Source organism: Caballeronia sp. GAWG2-1, assembly GCF_023631405.1.
In the GTDB taxonomy this organism is placed as follows: domain Bacteria; phylum Pseudomonadota; class Gammaproteobacteria; order Burkholderiales; family Burkholderiaceae; genus Caballeronia.
In genome coordinates, this window is sequence record NZ_JALQDD010000007.1 from 355,582 (window position 1) to 374,268 (window position 18,687).

Here is an 18,687-nt window from a genome sequence, read left to right on the forward strand (position 1 = left end):
GATGGCCAGGATGGACGACGCTGCCCGCCAGCGGGTGCGAGCCGCCCCGTATGTTGTCGGGCTTGACGCCATCCGCGTAGCGCCTAAAAAACACGCAGAATCTCATCGCGCTACGAGATCGACTTGTCAGACTGCGACCTTCAACAGCGCACAACAGAATGGCTGCGAATGCGGATTCTGCGTCATCAACGCCAAGCAGCCCTTCACTCCGGGCCGCGTGGCGCGTAAATCTTTTGTGCAAGGTCCGAAAATCAACTCCGCTTCGACGACACGAAAGGCGGCGAGCATGTACTTCTAAATGCGGAGCGCAATCGGGATATTGCAGTCGAGACTCACTGGGACGGGCACGACACGAAGATTATCGGAACAACGAAACCACCGTCGTGAAGCACGACCGGACCGAGTCGGTTGGCCATGACGAAACGATCACCATCGGTATTGATCGTAGCGAGCGGGGGAACAACAACGAGAAGATTCCCATCGGCGCGAACCGGACCGATACCGTAGGCGAGAAGAAGCCATCACCGTTGACGCCAAGCGCACAATCCTCGCCAAGCCCTGGAGACCGCGACCGTGCTCTTGCAACGCACGCGGTAGGCATCGATGAAACCGTTTCGGTGGCGCGATGCGGAGAGGTGACCATCGGCGCGTTTCAGGCGGTGACGATGGTGCTTACGAAAGCGTGAAAGTCGGCGCGAAACAGACGGTCGAAATGCAAGGAGATATAAACTGCGATCAATTTATTTTCATTTCTAGCAGTAATCTATCTTTTGAAAATGCCCGATGGCAACTACGTAATTCAGCTTCTCCCGTATTTTGATCGAGTGCAAAGGACGTGAAATTACAGCTTCAATACTTCACCTCACATGATAGGCTGCCAATCATTGATCTTTCCGCTTGTAACGGAGCAGGTAAAGTTTAGCGCGATTGGTTTTCCGGCGACGAAAGAGATTAATTCCGAGATATCCATGTCCGGCGCCTTTAGGCCGCACCGCCAAGTACGCGACACGCGCCAGCAATCGACACCGTTGCTTTAGCAGTCTTAGCTTACTTTTTCTTCGGATAATCAGACATATTCAGCAGTGCTCGAAAATCACAACTAGAAATGTCCTAATCAACATCTATCGCTTCCCCCTATTAAAACCCTGTCCGTGCCGAATAAGAATTAAGCCGTCGAATTTAAATAAACGTGATTCGAGAGCAGGCGCGACTCGCCGACAACAGTGTAAGAACCGTAGTCCTCGCAAGTGACGCGATGGATTTCAGACGCTAAACAAAACGCGCATGGAAGGTCGATTTTTTGAGCGCGCACCAGTCCATTTATCCGAACAGATCGTCGCTTAGCACGCGAGCATCCCAAATGAATCGACGTGCGCAACTAGAATCAGTCAAAGAGGAACAAGAAGAGATGAATTCCGGCTCGTTATTCGAAGTCTTCGTCCGCAATACAAACCGTGGAGTAGCAGCCTCTTACACCAGTCTACGGGACGGGGAAACCGTCGAACGCACATTGACTCACGTCGAACTGCTCCAGCGTGCCAGAGCCCTGGCAGGGTGGATGAAGCAGAAGGGCTTTTCGGGCAAGCGAGCCATCATGGTGTTCCCGGTTAGCCTGGAGTTCGTGGAAGCGTTTCTGGCGTGTCTCTTGGCGGATGTCATAGCGGTGCCGGTTGCACCGGTGCCGCTCACGGGCGACTCCAACAAGGTTCGGCGAATGCTCGCGATCATGGAGGATTGCCAGCCATCGCTAGTGCTGGGTGTCAGCAAGAGTATCGGCAATTCGGCGCTCTTCGTGGGACGGTATCCCGAATATGGAAACCTGACGTGGCTGGAAGTCGATCGATTCGACGAATGGGATTCGTTGTCCGACTTAAGCTTCGACATGCCGTCTCCCGAAGCAATCGCATTGCTGCAATACACGTCTGGCTCCACGGGCATGCCCAAGGGAGTCATGCTGTCGCACCGAAACATCCTCAGTAATTTGCAGCAATGGGATCAGGGACTGGGGCATGACGACGACAGCAAGCTCGTCTGCTGGGTGCCGCATTACCATGATCTCGGCTTGCTGTACGGCATTCTGTTCCCGATGTATCGATGCATCTCGGCCTATCTGTTGCCGGGCGTTGCGGTCGCGCAGAAGCCATCGCGCTGGCTGCGCGCGATTTCGGATTTCAAAGGCACGCACAGCATGGGGCCCAACTTCATCTACGGGCATTGCTGTGAGCGCATGACAGAGCAGGATTGCGAAGGTCTCGATCTGTCTTCCTGGCGCATGGCGCTCAACGCCGCAGAGCCGATCCGCGCCGAAACCGTGGAGCGATTCACCCGAAAGTTCGGGCCGTTCGGTTTCGATCCTCTCGCCATGACGGCGGCCTACGGTCTGGCCGAAGCGACATGCATCGTCACAGGCCAGAACTGGGATTCGCCATGTCGCATCCTGCGCTTGTCCGACAAGGAACTGCAGCGCAACAAGGTCCGGTTGGCGGGACCGGACGAGACGGTTGCGTCCCTGGTGGCCTGCGGTCAGCCGCTATCGGACACCATCGTGAAGATCGTCGATCCCGCAGGCTTGACCGAATGCGCGCCGGACGAGGCCGGGGAAATCTGGGTATCCGGCGACAACGTGGCGAGCGGCTACTGGAAGCGGCCCGACGAATCGGCGGCGACGTTCGGCGCCACCCTGGCCAGCGTTCCCGGCAAGGTTTTTCTGCGCACGGGTGACCTCGGTTTCATTCACGAGGGCGAAGTCTTTACGACCGGGCGCATCAAGGATCTCATCATCGTGCGGGGGGCAAACTATTATCCGCAGGATGCTGAAAGCCTCCTCGAGCGCGCCCATCCTGGTTTCGTGCATGGCTCCTGCGCTGTTTTTTCGGTGCTAAGAGAGGGCGAGGAGCGCGTGGTCGTGGTCCAGGAACTCACGCGCGGACATCGCAACGGCCCTTATGAGGAGATGTTCGATGCGATCCGGCGCGCGGTGGGGGCGGCGTTCGATCTCCCGGTGGAATCCATCGCCCTGATACAGCCAGGCACCACGGCCAAGACCTCGAGCGGCAAGATTCAGCGCCGCCAGTCCAGGCAGGCTTTTCTCGACGGTAGTCTGCGGCTCGTCGCAACGTGGAGTCGCGAACGTAACGCGGATGTGCCTGCCGTCGGGACCGCCGCGCCAGCCCAGGCCAACTCGGAGAAATTGGAACGCTTTCTGATCCGGCGTATCGCGGATATTTCGCGGCTTTCGCCAGAAAGCATCCGTGTGGATCGCCCGTTCTCGGAGTACGGACTAGGGTCGCTCGATTCGACGCGCATCGCGGAAGAACTGGCGGTCCACTTCAAGATCGCCGTCTCTCCCGCAATGTTTTATGACCATCCGGATGTCCAGCGGCTGGCGGCGCATCTGGGCGGCCTGGTGCGGACGCCCGCGCCCGCGTCCGGGCAGCCGCGCGTGGCCACGGCATCGCCCGATGACGACACTCTCGTCGTGGTCGGCATGGCATGCCGGTTTCCGGGTGCGAGTCATCTGGCGGCCTACTGGGAATTGCTGTCGGAAGGACGAAGCGGTGTCGGCACGCGCCGCGAAGCGGATGGCGCGACGCGTCATGGCGGTTTCGTTGACGACGTGGGGCAGTTCGACAACGCATTCTTCATGATCACCAATCGCGAAGCGGCGTGTATCGACCCTCAGCAGCGCATGGCGATGCAAGTGGCCTGGAATGCGCTCGAAGATGCCGGCATCATTCCGTCCACGCTAGCCGGAACGGAAACCGGTGTGTTTTTTGGCGCTTCCGCATTCGACTACGGATCGCTTCAGTTGGCGCACAGTGAACTGGACGCTTACAGCAATCAGGGGTCGGTGCTGGCGGTCATTGCGAACCGGATTGCCTATCATCTGGATTTGCGCGGCCCGTCGTTCGTCGTCGATACGGCTTGTTCGTCGGCACTGACGGCGGTGCATCTCGCTTGCCGCAGCTTGCGCGAGCGCGAATGCCGTACGGCTCTCGTTGGTGCGGTGAACGTTCTGCTTGCCAAGGACTGGGATATTGGACTGACCAAGGCCGGTATGCTCGCGCCCGACGGTCAGTGCAAGACCTTCGACGCAGCGGCCGACGGCTACGTGCGCAGCGAAGGTTGCGGCGTGCTGGTCGTCAAACGATACGAGGACGCGCTGGCCGACGGTGACCGAATCTATGGCGCCATCCTTGGTACCGCGATCAATCAGGACGGACGCAGCAACGGCCTGACCGCACCCAACGGCAGTGCGCAGGAAGCGCTCGTGTTGCGCGCGCTTGCGGATGCGAAAGTCGACCCGTCCGATCTTCAGTATGTCGAAGCACACGGCACTGGTACGGCGCTAGGCGATTCCATCGAATGCCGGGCCTTGTCACGCGTTCTGGCGCAGGGCGCCCACGCGGAAGGAAAGCCATGCTATCTGGGGTCGGCCAAGGCAAACGTCGGTCATCTCGAAGCCGCCGCCGGCATGGCCGGACTCATCAAGGCGTTGCTGATGCTGCATCACGGGTCCATTCCGATGCAGCGCAATCTGTCGCGGCTCAACCCGCTGCTTGATCTTGGCGCGCGCCTGCGGATTTCCCGCACTCGCGTCGATTGGCCTTCGTCGACCGAGGCTAGGCGCTACGCATCGGTGAGCGCCTTCGGCTTCTCCGGTGCAAACGCCTGCGTGGTGGTTGGGGACGCGAGCGATGCAGCTGGGGCGCAGCCCGCGCCGGTACCCTCTTCAGACGTTCTGCCCTTCGTCATGAGCGCTCGCGACAGGGCGGCGCTAGATCGCCTGGCCGTCAGTTATGTCGAGATGCTTTCGACCTTGCCCGCGCAGGATTGGCCCGACTTCACCTACACCAGCAGTTGCCGCCGAACGCCGCAAGATGTCCGTTTCGCAGTCACGGCCGACGGTCCGGCGGCGCTCGCGGCGAAATTGCAGGCTCTGGTCCAGGGTAGCGATGAATACGTATCCAGGCGTGCCGCGCCGAAGATCGCTTTCGTCTACACAGGACAAGGCATGCCGCTGAAGAACGCTGCGCGTGAGTTTCGTCGGATGCCCGTCTTTCAGGATGCCTTGAAGCGTTGCAACGAAGTCTTGCAGCCGGTGCTCGGCATGACGCTCGACGCGTGGCTCTACGAGGACGCTACCGGCCCGCTCACGAGACGGCCCGCCTTGGCGCAACCGGTCCATTTCGCCTTGCAATACGCCATCAGCCAGGTCGTACTGTCGTTCGGCATCCGTGCCGATCTCGCGTTGGGTCACAGCCTCGGCGAGTATGCGGCGCTAGTGACCTGCGGGGCCATGACCCTGGAAGACGCGCTCCGGTTGGTCCTCGTACGCGGCGACCTGTGCGAGAACCGGGTCGCTTCGGGCAGCATGGCAACGGTCTTTTCCGATGAAGATACAGTCCGGCGCGCAATACTGCTCGCAAATGGTCAGGTTGAACTGGCCGCGGTCAATGGCCCGCAACATTGCGTGGTGTCCGGGACCACCGATGCCGTGTCGCAGTTCTGCGCTCGCCTCAAAGAGCAGCGCGGAATAGACTCGCGCACGTTGCAGGTCGAGCGTCCTTACCATTCGGCTCTTTTGGAGCCGGCTCTACCCGCGCTGATGAACGCCGCCGAGGCGCTGGAACTGCACGCGCCCGAGATTGGCTTCGTTTCCACCGTGACGGGTGGCCTGTGGAATCCGGGAAAGAAGCTTAACGGCCACTACTTTGCGCGTCAGTTGCGTGAACCCGTGCGCTTTGCTGATTCGCTGCAAACGCTGGCACGCGCTGGTATCGACCTGGCAATCGAAATTGGCTCCCGGCCGGTTCTGTGCGCCCTTGGCAAGGCGTGCCTGGGAGATGCTGGCCCTCGCTGGCTGCCGCTGCTGAGGCAAGACGACCGCGACCACGAGAATGTGATCGAAAGCCTGCTGGACGCGATGGGCGCGGGCGCGGACATCGATTGGCGGCCGTTCTTCGACGCATCGTCACGCAAGATTCTGTCATTGCCGGTGTACGAGTTCGAGAAAATACAGCACTGGTTCCGGTCGCGTTCTCCGGAGCTGGCTTCGCCCGATGTTCCCGCCGCAACGACGCAATTGCCGACACGACCAGATCCATCGATTCCATTCGTCGGACTGCCGGCTTGGGATGCCGTTGTCCGCCGCGGCGAACAGGCCCTTGACGGCTTCCGCGCTGCCGAGCGCCCGGCGTTGGCGCGCTTTGAGGACATTTGGCAACGTCTAGAAGAGGCCTGCCCGCTGGTCATGGCTGCCTCACTGGCCGAACTGGGGCAGTTCCGCCAGCCTGGAGAAACGGCGTCCGCGCAATCTATCTGCAAACGGTTCGGACTCAAAGCCAATCGGCTTGCGCCGCTCGGACAATGGCTAATGACGCTCGAGCAGACCGGCTTCGTCAAGGCGGCCGGAAGTGACGGCCTCTTTCGCAACCTCGTTGCGTTCGATGCGGTGAAGCTGCGCAGCCAGGTCGCCACGCTGTTCGCCACGATCCAGGCGGACGACGACGTTCGACCGTTCGTGGACTATGTAAGGGCGTGCGCCTTCAGTCAGGTCGGGCTGCTCAAGGGCCTGATGAATCCGCTCGACTTGTTGTTCCCTGACGGCCAAACCAGTGTCGCCGACTCGCTTTATCAACTCAATCCTGTATCCAGAATGCAGAACCGTATCGCGGCGGAAGTGCTAGGGGCGCTCGTGGCCCGGCACACCGCTTCGCGCCGGACTCCCATGCGCATCCTGGAACTGGGCGCGGGGACCGGCGGCACGACGGCGGCGCTGCTGAAGGCGCTGCCGCAGTCAGGCGTCGTCTATCGCTTCACGGATGTCTCGCACTTCTTCACAGACCGCGCCCGGGCGCACTTCGCCGCTGTGCCGTTCATTGAGTATGGCCTCTTCGATCTCGACAAGGGCTTCGCCGAACAAGGCTATCAAGCGGCTTCTTTCGACCTGATTCTGGCCGCGAACGCTGTGCACGCCGCGAAATACATCGACCGGACGCTGCTGGACCTGCGCCGGCTTCTCGCGCCGGGCGGCGTAACCATGCTCATAGAGGGCACGGTCAATACGCCAATTCAGATGCTGACGCTCGCGCACATCGAGAGCTTTGGCCACTATCAGGACCACCGCAAGGTCAGCAACCTGCCGTTCATGGCGATCGATCAATGGCGGGAGTGTGTGCTAAAGGCCGGTTTCGATCACTTCAGCGCCATTCCGGGCACGGGCGTTTCGTCCACGGCGTGGCCGCAGAACGTGCTGCTGGCCTTCGCTTCGGAAACCAACGCTGCGTTGCCTCCGGCGGCCGCGCATGGCGCGCCCGCCATTCATCCGCCGGCTGCGGTGGCTAAGAAAGCGCCTAGTTCGGACGCACGGACCGAACCAGGCTTAAGCACCATGGACTCGCTGAAGAGTCTGCTAGCAAAGCTCATCCACGTCGATGCGGCGAGCATCGATCCTCACGCCACCTACATGGAGCTTGGCGTCGATTCCATCGTGCTGATGGAATTTACGCGCGTCGTCAGTCGGCAGCGTGGCATGAAGCTGACGGTGCCCCAGCTCTTCGAGCACTACCCGAGCCTGGATGTGCTGTCGCGCTTCCTCGATGCGAGCGAGACCAGTCAGGCGCGCTTGCAGGATATCGACGCCGCACAGGAGATCTCATGAGCGGAAGAATTGCGACCTTGCCTGTCCCGAACGACAGCGTCCGCGGGGCCTACCCGTTGACTCCGATGCAGCAGGCTTACTGGATCGGCGAAAAAAACGGCTATCGACTGAACACCGCTGCCAGCCTGTATCGCGGCTTCCGGACGACGGAACTCGATGTGCAGCGGCTGGAGCAGGCACTGCTCGTCCTCATGGTCAACCACCCGGCGCTGCGAACCCGCGTTCATGCGGACAGCACGCAGTCCATCGCCGCTATGCCCGAACGCTACGAGGTGCGCATTCGTGACTTGCGGCATCACGAAGTGGCATTCCAAGAGAGCCTCGCGGGTAGCCGGAAGGACGCGGCGAGCGAGCATCTGCCCGGCATGGACAGCGGCTGCCAGTTCGCCTGCTTCGTCGATCGTGTTCACGACGGCTATCGTGTTCATTTCCTGTTTCGTCTGCTGATCCTGGATGGTTACTCGCTCGCGTTGTTTTTCCACGACCTGACGCATGCGTATAGCGGAAGGGCGATGGACGCGCCGACGGCCGCGTTTCGCGAGTATGCCGAACGGCTGTCTGTGGAAAGGTCCGAGCCGGAGTATCAGCTGTCCCTCGATTACTGGAACAACAAGCTCAAGACACTGCCTTCCGCACCGGATCTGCCCATTCGGGATCTGGATGAAATTCCTGGGAAGTCGGTCTTCCGTCGCCTCCAGATCTGCCTTGAACCGGCCGATGTTCAGCAACTCGGCTTGCAGGCAAGAAAGCTCGGCGTCACGCTTAACGCCGTGCTATGCACGCTGTTCGCGGATGTCCTACGCATGTGGTCGCGTCATCCGGCCTTCACGTTGAATCTGCTGATTTCCAATCGGCCCGCAGACGATGCGCGCTTCGATCGCACCATTGGCAATTTCAGTAACACCTTGCTGCTGGAAGTGCCCGTAGTCGAAGGCGATTTTCAGGGGCGCGCGCGCGCCTTGCAAAGGCAACTCTTTCGCGAGATCGAATACTGCAAGGTGTCCGGCGTGGACGTGATCCGGATGATGAGCCGTCCGGCGTCCGTGCTGCCGGCCATGCCGGTGGTGTTTGCCAGCACCTTGGGACTCGAGAATGGCTCGATGGCCGCACCGGCCGAACTGGGCTGGCGCACCGACGGCGGCGGCATGAACACGCCTCAGGTATGGCTGGACCATCAGGTCTACATGGATGAAGGCCGTCTGATGCTGAACTGGGATTACGTCGACGGCGTGTTCATGGTCGGCGTGATCGATGAAATGTTCGAGACGTACGGCAACGCGCTGCGTCAACTTCTGGCGCTGGAGGACTCTTCTTCGCTCGTTCCGAGTCTGCCCGAGACCGCGCTTGCCGCCCGCCGCCTCGCGAATCAGACCGCACGGGTGCTGCCTCAGGGACTGTTGCATGACTTCTTCCACGCGGCGTGTGTTGCTTATCCCGAGCAAACCGCGCTGATCGCGTCCCGCGTCGAGATCAGCTACCGCGAGTTGTTTCACAGAACCACGCATTTGGCGGCGACATTGCGGCGCCTGGGCGTGTGCGCCAATGACCTCGTTGCCATCGTGGCACGGCGGAGCTGGCGTCAGGTGGCCGCGGTCATTGCCACGGTGCAGTCTGGCGGCGCGTACCTTCCTGTCGCCCATGACCTTCCCCGGGCACGAAAGCAGTGGTTGATCCAGCAGCCGGGCGTCAGGGTCGTTTTAGGCGAGCGGGAATGCGTTGCTAGTCTGAGCGTCCCGGCGGACGTGATAGTGCTGGCGCTCGAGGACGTGCTGCCGGACGAAGCGCCCACCGAGGCCTTCACACTGGCCAACGTTCAGCATCCGCACGATCTGGCCTATGTGATATTCACCTCCGGATCGACGGGCCAGCCGAAGGGCGTTGCCATTGATCATCGCGGGGCTGTCAACACGCTCCAGGACGTCATCGCGCGGTTTGGCCTAGACACGCACGATCGCGTCTTAGGTCTCTCGGCCTTCAATTTCGATCTCTCTGTCTACGATATCTTCGCCACTCTGGGCCGGGGCGCAACGCTGGTGCTGCCGCCTTACGGCGACGGCCCGTCTCCCGCCGACTGGGCCAAATGTCTTCAGGAGCATGGCGTCACCGTCTGGAACAGCGTGCCCGCGCTATTGGAAATGCTGCTCGAAGCATCGGCGGGTCAGGCGGCGGCGGTCTTTGCGAGTTTGCGGCTGATCATGCTGAGCGGCGATTGGATTCCGGTATCCCTGCCGGGGCGCATGGCCGCCGTCGCGCCGAACGCGACGTTTGTCAGCATGGGCGGAGCCACCGAAGCCTCGATCTGGTCGAACTATTTCATCATCGATACGGTGAACCCGGCGTGGCGGAGTATTCCATACGGATGGCCGCTTTCGAACCAAAGTTTCCACGTGCTCGACGACGCCTTGCAGGCCCGGCCCGCGTACGCCGTCGGCGAGCTGTATATCGGCGGCATCGGTTTGGCGCAGGGCTACTACCGGGACCCGGAACGGACTAGTCAGAGCTTCATCACGCATCCTCAGACCGGTGAACGTCTCTACAAGACGTCGGACCTCGGCCGCTACCGTTCGGACGGCTGTCTGGAGTTTCTCGGGCGCAACGACACCCAAGTCAAGATTCATCGGCATCGCATGGAATTGGGCGAGATCGACGCTGTGCTCGAACGATGCCCCGGCGTGCGTAGCGCCGCGTCGCTAGTCAAGACTGTCGGTGAACAGCACGGGCTGCAACTGCTGGCATTCTACGTTCGCGATCGCGCTGTTCCAGAGCGCGCTGTAGCAATCGAGACATCGATACGACAGCACTTGAGCGATTTGCTGCCCCAGTACATGGTGCCCAGTTTGCTCGTTGAAATCGATCATATGCCCGTGACGGCCAACGGAAAGATCGACCGCGCCGCGTTGGGTCAAAAAGCAGCCGTGCTACAGATAACAAGTACGGAAAAAATCTTGCCTCGCAACGACACCGAGTGTGCCTTGTCGAGCCTTTGGGAAGGCTTGCTGGGAATCGAAAGTCCCGGCGTTCACGACGACTTCTTCGCGCTGGGCGGCAGTTCGCTACTAGCGGTGCGCCTGCTCAACGCTATCGCGGTCGAGTTCGGGCAAAGCTTGTCGCTGGCCTCGCTGCTGCGTCACGGCACGATCGCGGCTCAAGCCGGATTAATCCGCGAAAGCGCCCCGCAAGATCATGCCCGGAGTGCCGGTTCAAATCTTCCACGAAAAGCGGTGGTGTGCATTCGGGACGCGGCTCTCGAGTCTGATTCGCGGGATGTGCTGGTCGCTGTTCATCCAGTAGGCGGCAACATCTTGTGCTACCGGGAACTGCTGGACTACGTTCCCGCGGACATGACTGTCATCGGCATCCAGTCGCGCGGCGACGGCGTCGCAAGGACGGTGACGGGTATGGCCGCCAGTTATTCCGAGGAATTGGCTAGCCACATTTCTTCCAATGCCCGAATCTCGCTGTGGGGATGGTCCATGGGCGGCGCCATAGCGCAAGAAATGGCACGTTTGCTGGAGAACGCCGGCGCGACGGTCGCGAACCTGATCATGATCGACAGTTGGGTCGGGAATCCAGCTCTCGATCGTACGGTGCTGGAAGGGCATCGACTCTTGGAGAATTTCGCTCGCGATCTGCTACAGACGCAGAACAGTCCGAAAGACCTGGAATCGCTGCTGTCGTTGCCTGAGGCCCGGAGGTTGCAGGCAGTCAGGTCGATGCTCGACGAGGCGGGCGGTGTGCGCTTGTCGGCGGCCGATTTCGACAGCCTTCTTGCCGAGCATCGGGCGAACTTCAACGCGCTGATTCTTCACCGGCCGCAAGCAACCCGTATCGCACCAGTGCAGTTTCGCGCGACGCGACTCTCCGACTTCCCCTTCCTCGTGCCTTTCCCGGCGTCAGTTGGCAATGCGGCCGCGCCAGGAGAGACGATCGATCTCGACGAAACCCATTTTTCGATTGTCCGCGGCGAGTGTCTTCGCCGAATCACGGATATGACTCTTGGTAGCAAAAACCTCGCATGAACCATCGATCATCTTTCATCAATACTGTGGACACGCTCGTCATCGGCGCCGGACAAGCTGGTCTGGTCACGAGCTATCACCTTCGTTCGCACGGCATCGAGCATCTTGTCATCGAGAGCGAAGGCCGCCCGGCCCACAAATGGACGGACCGTCTTTGGGACTCCTTTACCCTCGTAACACCCAACTGGACTTTCCGGATTCCTGGCGCGGAGTACGACGGGACCGATCCCCACGGGTTCATGACCAAGGCCGAAGTGGCGGCTCGTTTCAAGGCTTACGTCGCGAAGTATCAATTGCCCGTGCTTTACAACACCCGGGTGCTGTCAGTGACCGCGGGCGTGGACGACGACTTCGAGGTGGAGACCAATGCCGGCAAAATGCGGGCGAAGCAGGTGGTCATGGCCACGGGCCTGTTTCAGACACCTCGCATTCCTTCGTTTGAACGGGGCTTTTCCAGCCACGTCCGTCAACTGCATTCCAGCGACTACAAGAACCCTGAGCAGCTGGGACGAGGGGCCGTGCTCGTGGTCGGAAGTTCCCAATCTGGCGCCCAAATTGCCGACGAAATCAATCGCAGCAACCGGAAGGTATTCCTGTGCGTCGGCGAGTCGGGCCGGGCGCCGCGGCGGTATCGCGGCAAGGATAGTTCGGAGTGGCTGGAACTGCTTGGCCTTGCGGATAAAACAGTGGACCAGTTGATGTCGCCAGGAATCAAGTTCGCGGCCAACCCGCACATTGTCGGCCGATCGGATGGCCGCGATATCAATCTGCACCGCTTCCACCGCGACGGCATCACGCTACTGGGCCGGCTGATGGACGTGCGCAATAGCACAATTTATCTTGCGCCGGACCTGCACCGGAATCTGAAACTGGCCGACGAGTTCGAGAAATCGCTTCTCGAGCAAATCGATCAGTACATCGCAGAGCATCGACTCGACTGCGAATCGCAACGCTTGACGCAGTGGAAGGATGGTTTCGAGTGCGAGCAACTTTCTTCGCTCGACGCCACGCGAGAGGGCATCGAAACCGTCATCTGGGCAACAGGTTACCGGTTCGACTTCAGTTTGGTGGACTTCCCGGTGTTTGACGAGGACGGATATCCCGTCCAGAAGCGCGGCGTCACCGCACAGCCAGGCCTCTACTTCGTCGGACTGCCGTGGTTGTACAAGCAGAAGTCCGGCCTTCTGGGCGGCGTGGGCGACGACGCGGCGCACGTGGTGTCCGAGATCGTGCGGCGCACGTCTGCCGTAAGACACGGTTGATGCTTCATCACTGTCCTAATTCATACAGATCACGCAAAAGGTGGAGATGCCTGAGAATCAAGATACGGCGGCACGGTTATCCGTGCCCGATCCGAACGACGCTGCTGCTTCCGCAGTTTCGGCCCAGCGGCGCGATGGCCGCCGGAAGAACCGGTTGATCATCGGCGCGGTCGTCGTTGCGGCTTTGATGGTTGCGGCGCGCATGGCATGGCGAAGCCACTATTTCGAGGAAACGGACAACGCTTTTCTCGACGGCAACATCACTTTCGTTTCACCGCGTATCGCCGGCACGGTGAGCAGGGTTCTCATTAAAGAAAATCAACGAGTGAGCGCCGGGGACCTGATGATCCAACTCGACAAATCCGATCAGGAAATCAAGGTCCGCGAGGTCCAGGCCCTGTTCGTGGAAATCGATGCGCAAAGCAAGCAGGTCGAAGCACAAATCCGGAAGTCGACCGCCGAGGTCCAATCGGCCAGGGCAGAGGTCGAGCGCGCCGAGGCACAAGCACGCCGGGCGCGCACCGATGCGGCGCGCTACAAGACCGTGTTCACCGAGGAAATGCGGGCGGTGTCAAGGCAAGAGCTGGATAATGCGGTGGCCGCCGCCGACGTGGCTGCCGCCGAGCTGCTCGAAAAGAAGGAACGACAATCCGCGGCGCAGGCCGGCATGGCTTCGGCCGTCGCGTCGAGAGACATCCTGCTCGCCAAGAAAAGTGGGCTGCTCGTTCAACTTCAGGACGCGCAACTTCAACTGAGCTATAACGACATCCACGCGCCAGTCAGCGGCGTCGTAGGCAGGAAGAACGTGGAGGTCGGATCCCGGATCGCGCTAGGTCAGCAGGTGCTTGCCATCGTGCAGGACCATGTGTGGGTCAATGCAAATTTCAAGGAAACCCAGCTTGGCCAACTGGTGCCGGGGCAGACTGCGACCGTTCACGTGGATGCCTTTCCGGCGCACGATTTCGTTGGGCATATCGAGAGCTTCTCGCCCGCGTCCGGCAATCAGTTCGCGCTGCTGCCGCCGGACAACGCAACCGGTAACTTCACCAAGATCGTTCAGCGCGTTCCCGTGCGAATTTCGCTGGAGCCGTCCTCCGTCGATGCCTACAAGTCGCGTCTTGCGCCGGGCATGTCCGCAGTCGTGGAGATTGATCTTCGGCAGGGTCGCCCCGCGCATCCTGCCGCAGCAGCCAGTCATCAAGGGCGCTCATGAAGACCGTCGGCACCGATATGTTCCAAAGCGGCCCCGGCAAGCCGTCATCACCAGACCCGCTTACCGACGATGCGGCCTTGCGTCGGACGTGGGTGGCGGTCTCCGCCGCGATTCTCGGCGTATTCATGTCCATTCTGGACATCCAGATCACCAATGCATCGCTCAAGGACATCTTCGGCTCGCTGTCCGCCACACAGGACGAAGGCTCGTGGATGTCCACCGCCTATCTGGCGGCCGAGGTGACGGTCATTCCGGTGACGGCCTTTTTCATGACCGTTCTTGGTCTCCGTATGTACATGCTGGCCAGCGGATTTTTTTTCCTCGTGTTTTCCACCTTGTGTGGCTATGCGTGGAATCTGGAAAGCATGATCGTCTTTCGCATGCTGCAGGGCCTGGCGGGCGGCGCGCTGATTCCGATGGCCATGACGCTGCTGTTGACGCGCCTTCCGCCGGCCAGCCGCCCGGCAGGACTTGCGTGGCTGATGCTTTCCACCACCTTGGCGCCGGCCTTCGGTCCGACCATCGGCGGCGTGCTAACGAGTATGTATGGCTGGCCGTCGATCTTTTTCATCAACTGGGGGCCGGGCATCCTGTTGCTGATTGGCCTTGCCCACGGGCTCGACCACGATGCGGGCAAGGCCGGTGCGCTCCGGCAAGCCGACTGGCTGTCCATCGCGACAATGACGGTGGGGCTAGTCTCGCTGATCGTCTTCCTCGAAGAAGGCAACACGCGCGACTGGTTCGACTCGCGCTTCGTTCAGGTCTTCTTCGGGCTGGCGCTGGTGAACCTGAGCATCTGGATATACAGGATGTTCTCGCGCACGAGCCCTTACGTGAACCTGCGACTCTACGCGCGCCGGAATTTCGGCGTGTCGTCCATCGTCGGCGCCACGAGCGGCATGGCGCTGTACGGGTCGACATTTCTGCTGCCGTTGTTTCTCTCGCAGATCGCGGGCTACAACTCCTTCCAGATAGGCCTGGTCATCATGTGGATGGGGCTGCCACAAATATTTCTGATGCCTGTCGTGGCCAGGTTCGCAAAAGTCTACGACAACCGTCTAATTTGCGCGCTGGGTCTGATTCTGTTCGCCGTATCGTCGTTTATGAATACCAACATGACGGCGGGCACCATGCACGACCAGTTAGTGGCCTCGCAACTGTTTAGAGGTCTGGGTCAGCCGATGATCGTGTTGACCTTGTCCAATTTCGCCACGGCCCGGATGGAACTGACCAACATGTCCTCGGCGTCCAGCCTGTTCAATATGTCGCGAATACTGGGTGGCGCCGTCGGGACCGCCATCCTCGCGACATTACTCACTACGCGGGAGAAATACCATTCGATGCGCCTTGGTGAATCGGTTTCTTTTTTTTCGAACAGTGTGCTTGAGCGAATCGGGCGTTTGTCGTCCGGCTTTCTGCAAAGTGATGCGGACTCGTCCAGTGCGACCAATCAGGCTTTCGCGGCGATTTCGCATGTGGTGCGCCGGGAGGCGTACGTCATGGCCTATAACGACTGTTTTTTCGTCCTGGGTGTCGTGTTGAGTGCGTCGGCCGTGGTCATCTGGCTGGCAGATAGAGTGGTTTCTGGAACGGGAAAATGAGCATCCGCAAGAACAAGTACCAGCTTCTTTTGTTGACGCTCGCGTTGTCGCAGGCGGGTTGTTCCACGGGTCCGCTGACTCCCATCGAAGGACCTGTCAACGCGCCGCAGCAGTTCAAGGGTGACTTTAACGGCGAGCGTATTCAGGGCAAGTGGTGGGAAAATTATCACGACCCAGTCCTCAACCAGCTCGTGAAAACGAGCTTGCGGGACAATCCCAATCTGGGTGTCGTTTATGCCCGATTGCGTGCTGCCCGCGAACAGGTCAATGCCGTCTCGTCCACATCACTACCGCGTCTTGATGCCGACGTCGGCATTGGCTACTCTCGCACTTCGCCCAATACACCGTTCGGCCTAGCGCTTGGGCAGCAATCGATCAAAGGCAGCCAGTATACGATCGAAACCAGAGCCTCCTGGGAACCGGACCTGTGGGGACGCGTGGCCAATGCCGTGAAGGCAGCCAATACCCGGGTCGAGTTGGCGAAGATCGACATCGATTCGTACATGTTGATTCTCTGTTCCGAAGTGGTTCAGTTTTATTGGCAGATGCGCTCGGCGGAAGCGGATCTGGCATTCCTGCAAGCTGTTCAGCGCTCACATGCCGAAACCGTTGGCCTGCTGACAACGCGCTATCGCGGTGGATTGGCGGGCGAACTCGACTTGGCCCGGGCCCGCGCCGAACTGGCGAACTCCACGGCCGACATGGAAGAAGCGCGCAAGCGGCGCGAGTTGAACGAGCACAGCCTCGCTACTCTGACCGCGCGGCCGGTGGCGGAGTTTTCCGTGCCGGCGATTCATCACGACGAAGCCACCGCCGACTGGCTGCCGCCACCGCCGCCGCGTATGGCTCCTGGCGCGCCCGCGACGATCCTTTCGCGACGTCCTGATCTGGCAGCGAGTGCGCAGGACATCCGCGCGGCGATTGCCGATCGAAACATCGCTGAAACGGCGTTTTACCCGACGATCAAACTGACGGGAGATTTTGGATTCGCGTCCAGGGATCTTGGTTCGCTGCTCAGCGGTCAACAGTTGTCGTTCGGCCCCCTGGCCATCTCCTTGCCGATTTTCGATGACGGCAGGAACAAGGCAAACCTCGCGGCGGCGGATGCGCGCTACCAAGAGGCCGTGGCATCGCACAAGAGCAAGCTGTTGCTGGCGCTGAAAGAAGTCGACGATGCGCTGACTGAAATCGCGACGAACGAAACCGCTGTGACGGGACGACAGCAAGCGCTCGATGCTGCCAGACGAGCGATTGCAGTCGCCAAGGCCCGTCAGAAGAGTGGCTTGACCAACTACCTGGATGTGCTGGAGTCGGAGCGCACGATGCTGACCATCGAACGAGCCAGCCTGCAAAACCGCATGCGGGCGCTCGTCGCTAGCGTCGAACTAGTGCGTGCGGTAGGCGGGGGCTGGGACGCAGGGAGTGCGGTAACTCCCGGCCAGTTGGAGTGATGGCGTCGCCAGGATGCGCGTTGATGCGCCTCCTGGCGACGTGACGGTTCTACGACGATGCCAACGGCTTCGCCTTCTGGGCGGCGATCTTCTCCACAAGACCTGCGAGCCAGCACATGGGACACCCCTTGAGCAGGAAGAGGGCGGTGACAAAGCAAACCATGGAAAACAGCTTCACTGACAAGGCGGAAAAAATCAGGAGATACATGCCCGCGCCGATGAGAAGGAGCGCTAGAACTCCCATCAACAGATGAATGGTGATAGATCGACTGCAATACATGGATGCCTCCGAGATGAGTGTTGTCGATGCGTCTTCGGGAAGATTCGAACGGAGTTCGTTATCCCTTCAGTCTTCGGCCCACCATCGCGCACATTGGACAAAAACCGACGAAACCCATCACGACGAACGACACGCCCGCAACGACAAGCAGCCACTTGAGCCACGGCTCCATAGGGATGACGAACGCGACGATGGCGACAGCCACGCCAACGCAGGTTCGAAGGGCACGCTCCCACAGAGGCAGGTTTTTCTGAAAAAAAAGTGCAGACATATGCGTTTGTTCTCTTGTTCGATTAATGAGTTAAGACGGCAAGCTTTCTGTTGAGATGTGTGCGAAAAAGCTAAATTGAAGCTATCTTGAGCAGCTGATTCTGCGCCGACGGGAATACTTGCGCTCGCAAGAAATACATTTGCCACTTGCCAGCAAATCCGCTTGAAATTCGTTATGCGAAGCAAATATTCAATGCTAAGGATATGCGTCATACATGAACGATGTCAATGAGTTGATCGTGATCTTATTATGAGATAAAAAATGATTAGGTATTCTTATATACGTCATTTTTATCGATAGGAAAGGGAGATTGCCAGGGCGCACGCAAACTCGGCGATTCGCGGATTTTCACCACCTGTGTTGTCGCCGATGTTTGCTTTAGTCAAGGCAAGGCACGCATCGCCGACGTTGCGCTCGACTCGAGAATTGCTCGTTAGCATCAGGCGGCAATCGGCCGCCTAAACTCTTTGCCGAGATAAAAAACGTCAGGCAGGTCAAAGGACGATCTACCCTATAGCTCTTTCAATTCCCGGATTGTGTCGCAGCAAGTTCGGAAGAGGTCGGGTCGGCCTTAAGCCACGTCATCAACATTTCATCGATTGGCGGCTAACGGGCGGCGGCCGGTTCGGTCGTGTATTCATCGACAAAGTTCGCGGTCGAAGGCATCACGGAAGCCATGCATGCCAAATTGGAGCCGCTGGACAGTCACACGACAGTGGTCGAGTTGGGCTATCTCCGCCCGGAGTTTCTTGATACGTCCTCGCTGCTCGCCACGCCCGACGTGATCGATAAGTACTACGAAACCCCGGGCGCAGTTCGACGCACGACATTAGAATATGCCCGCTACACGCATGTCGAGGCCAATTTGAAATGTCCGATATCCGGCTAAATTGAAATGTCCGGTTTGGGGTCGGTTCCTGCTTCCAA

General features: G+C 59.8%; 8 protein-coding genes and 2 pseudogenes. 8 read left to right on the forward strand and 2 right to left on the reverse strand.

What is annotated here, in order from left to right; translation table 11 throughout:
• The first annotated feature begins 228 nt into the window (after positions 1-228).
• The 7 genes and pseudogenes from NCR98_RS33310 to NCR98_RS06585 all read left to right on the forward strand — a co-directional run bounded on the left by NCR98_RS33310 (position 229) and on the right by NCR98_RS06585 (position 17,209).
• Positions 229-686: pseudogene (locus NCR98_RS33310) on the forward strand (bacteriophage T4 gp5 trimerization domain-containing protein).
• Positions 687-1,360: 674 nt separating this feature from the next.
• Positions 1,361-7,663, forward strand: a complete 6,303-nt coding sequence (locus tag NCR98_RS06560; protein ID WP_250525800.1) for a type I polyketide synthase — start codon at positions 1,361-1,363, stop codon at positions 7,661-7,663.
• A complete protein-coding gene (locus NCR98_RS06565) occupies positions 7,660-11,682 on the forward strand; it encodes a non-ribosomal peptide synthetase (protein WP_250525801.1) in 4,023 nt (1,340 codons plus the stop codon). The genes NCR98_RS06560 and NCR98_RS06565 overlap by 4 nt, the downstream gene beginning before the upstream one ends.
• On the forward strand, positions 11,679-12,944 hold the full coding sequence (locus NCR98_RS06570) for a flavin-containing monooxygenase (protein ID WP_250525802.1): 1,266 nt from the start codon (positions 11,679-11,681) through the stop codon (positions 12,942-12,944). The genes NCR98_RS06565 and NCR98_RS06570 overlap by 4 nt, the downstream gene beginning before the upstream one ends.
• Before the next feature lie 46 nt (positions 12,945-12,990).
• On the forward strand, positions 12,991-14,157 hold the full coding sequence (locus NCR98_RS06575) for an HlyD family secretion protein (protein WP_250525803.1): 1,167 nt from the start codon (positions 12,991-12,993) through the stop codon (positions 14,155-14,157).
• Positions 14,154-15,758 (forward strand): DHA2 family efflux MFS transporter permease subunit, encoded by a 1,605-nt coding sequence (locus NCR98_RS06580; protein WP_250525804.1) that lies wholly within the window; start codon positions 14,154-14,156, stop codon positions 15,756-15,758. Before NCR98_RS06575 ends, NCR98_RS06580 begins: the two co-directional genes overlap by 4 nt.
• Positions 15,755-17,209 carry an efflux transporter outer membrane subunit gene (locus NCR98_RS06585; RefSeq protein WP_250525805.1) on the forward strand — a complete coding sequence of 485 codons (1,455 nt, stop codon included), beginning with the start codon at positions 15,755-15,757 and terminating at the stop codon, positions 17,207-17,209. Before NCR98_RS06580 ends, NCR98_RS06585 begins: the two co-directional genes overlap by 4 nt.
• A 49-nt stretch (positions 17,210-17,258) precedes the next feature.
• Here NCR98_RS06585 and NCR98_RS06590 read toward each other — a convergent pair whose 3' ends face one another.
• Positions 17,259-17,417 (reverse strand): hypothetical protein, encoded by a 159-nt coding sequence (locus tag NCR98_RS06590; RefSeq protein WP_250525806.1) that lies wholly within the window; start codon positions 17,415-17,417, stop codon positions 17,259-17,261.
• A gap of 130 nt (positions 17,418-17,547) precedes the next feature.
• Entirely contained in the window at positions 17,548-17,760 is a 213-nt protein-coding gene (locus NCR98_RS06595) for a YgaP family membrane protein (protein WP_250525807.1), read from the reverse strand.
• A 577-nt stretch (positions 17,761-18,337) separates the two neighbouring features.
• Between NCR98_RS06595 and NCR98_RS06600 the strand changes: the two are divergent.
• Positions 18,338-18,583: pseudogene (locus tag NCR98_RS06600) on the forward strand (SDR family NAD(P)-dependent oxidoreductase); the annotation flags it as partial.
• Positions 18,584-18,687 lie beyond the last annotated feature (104 nt).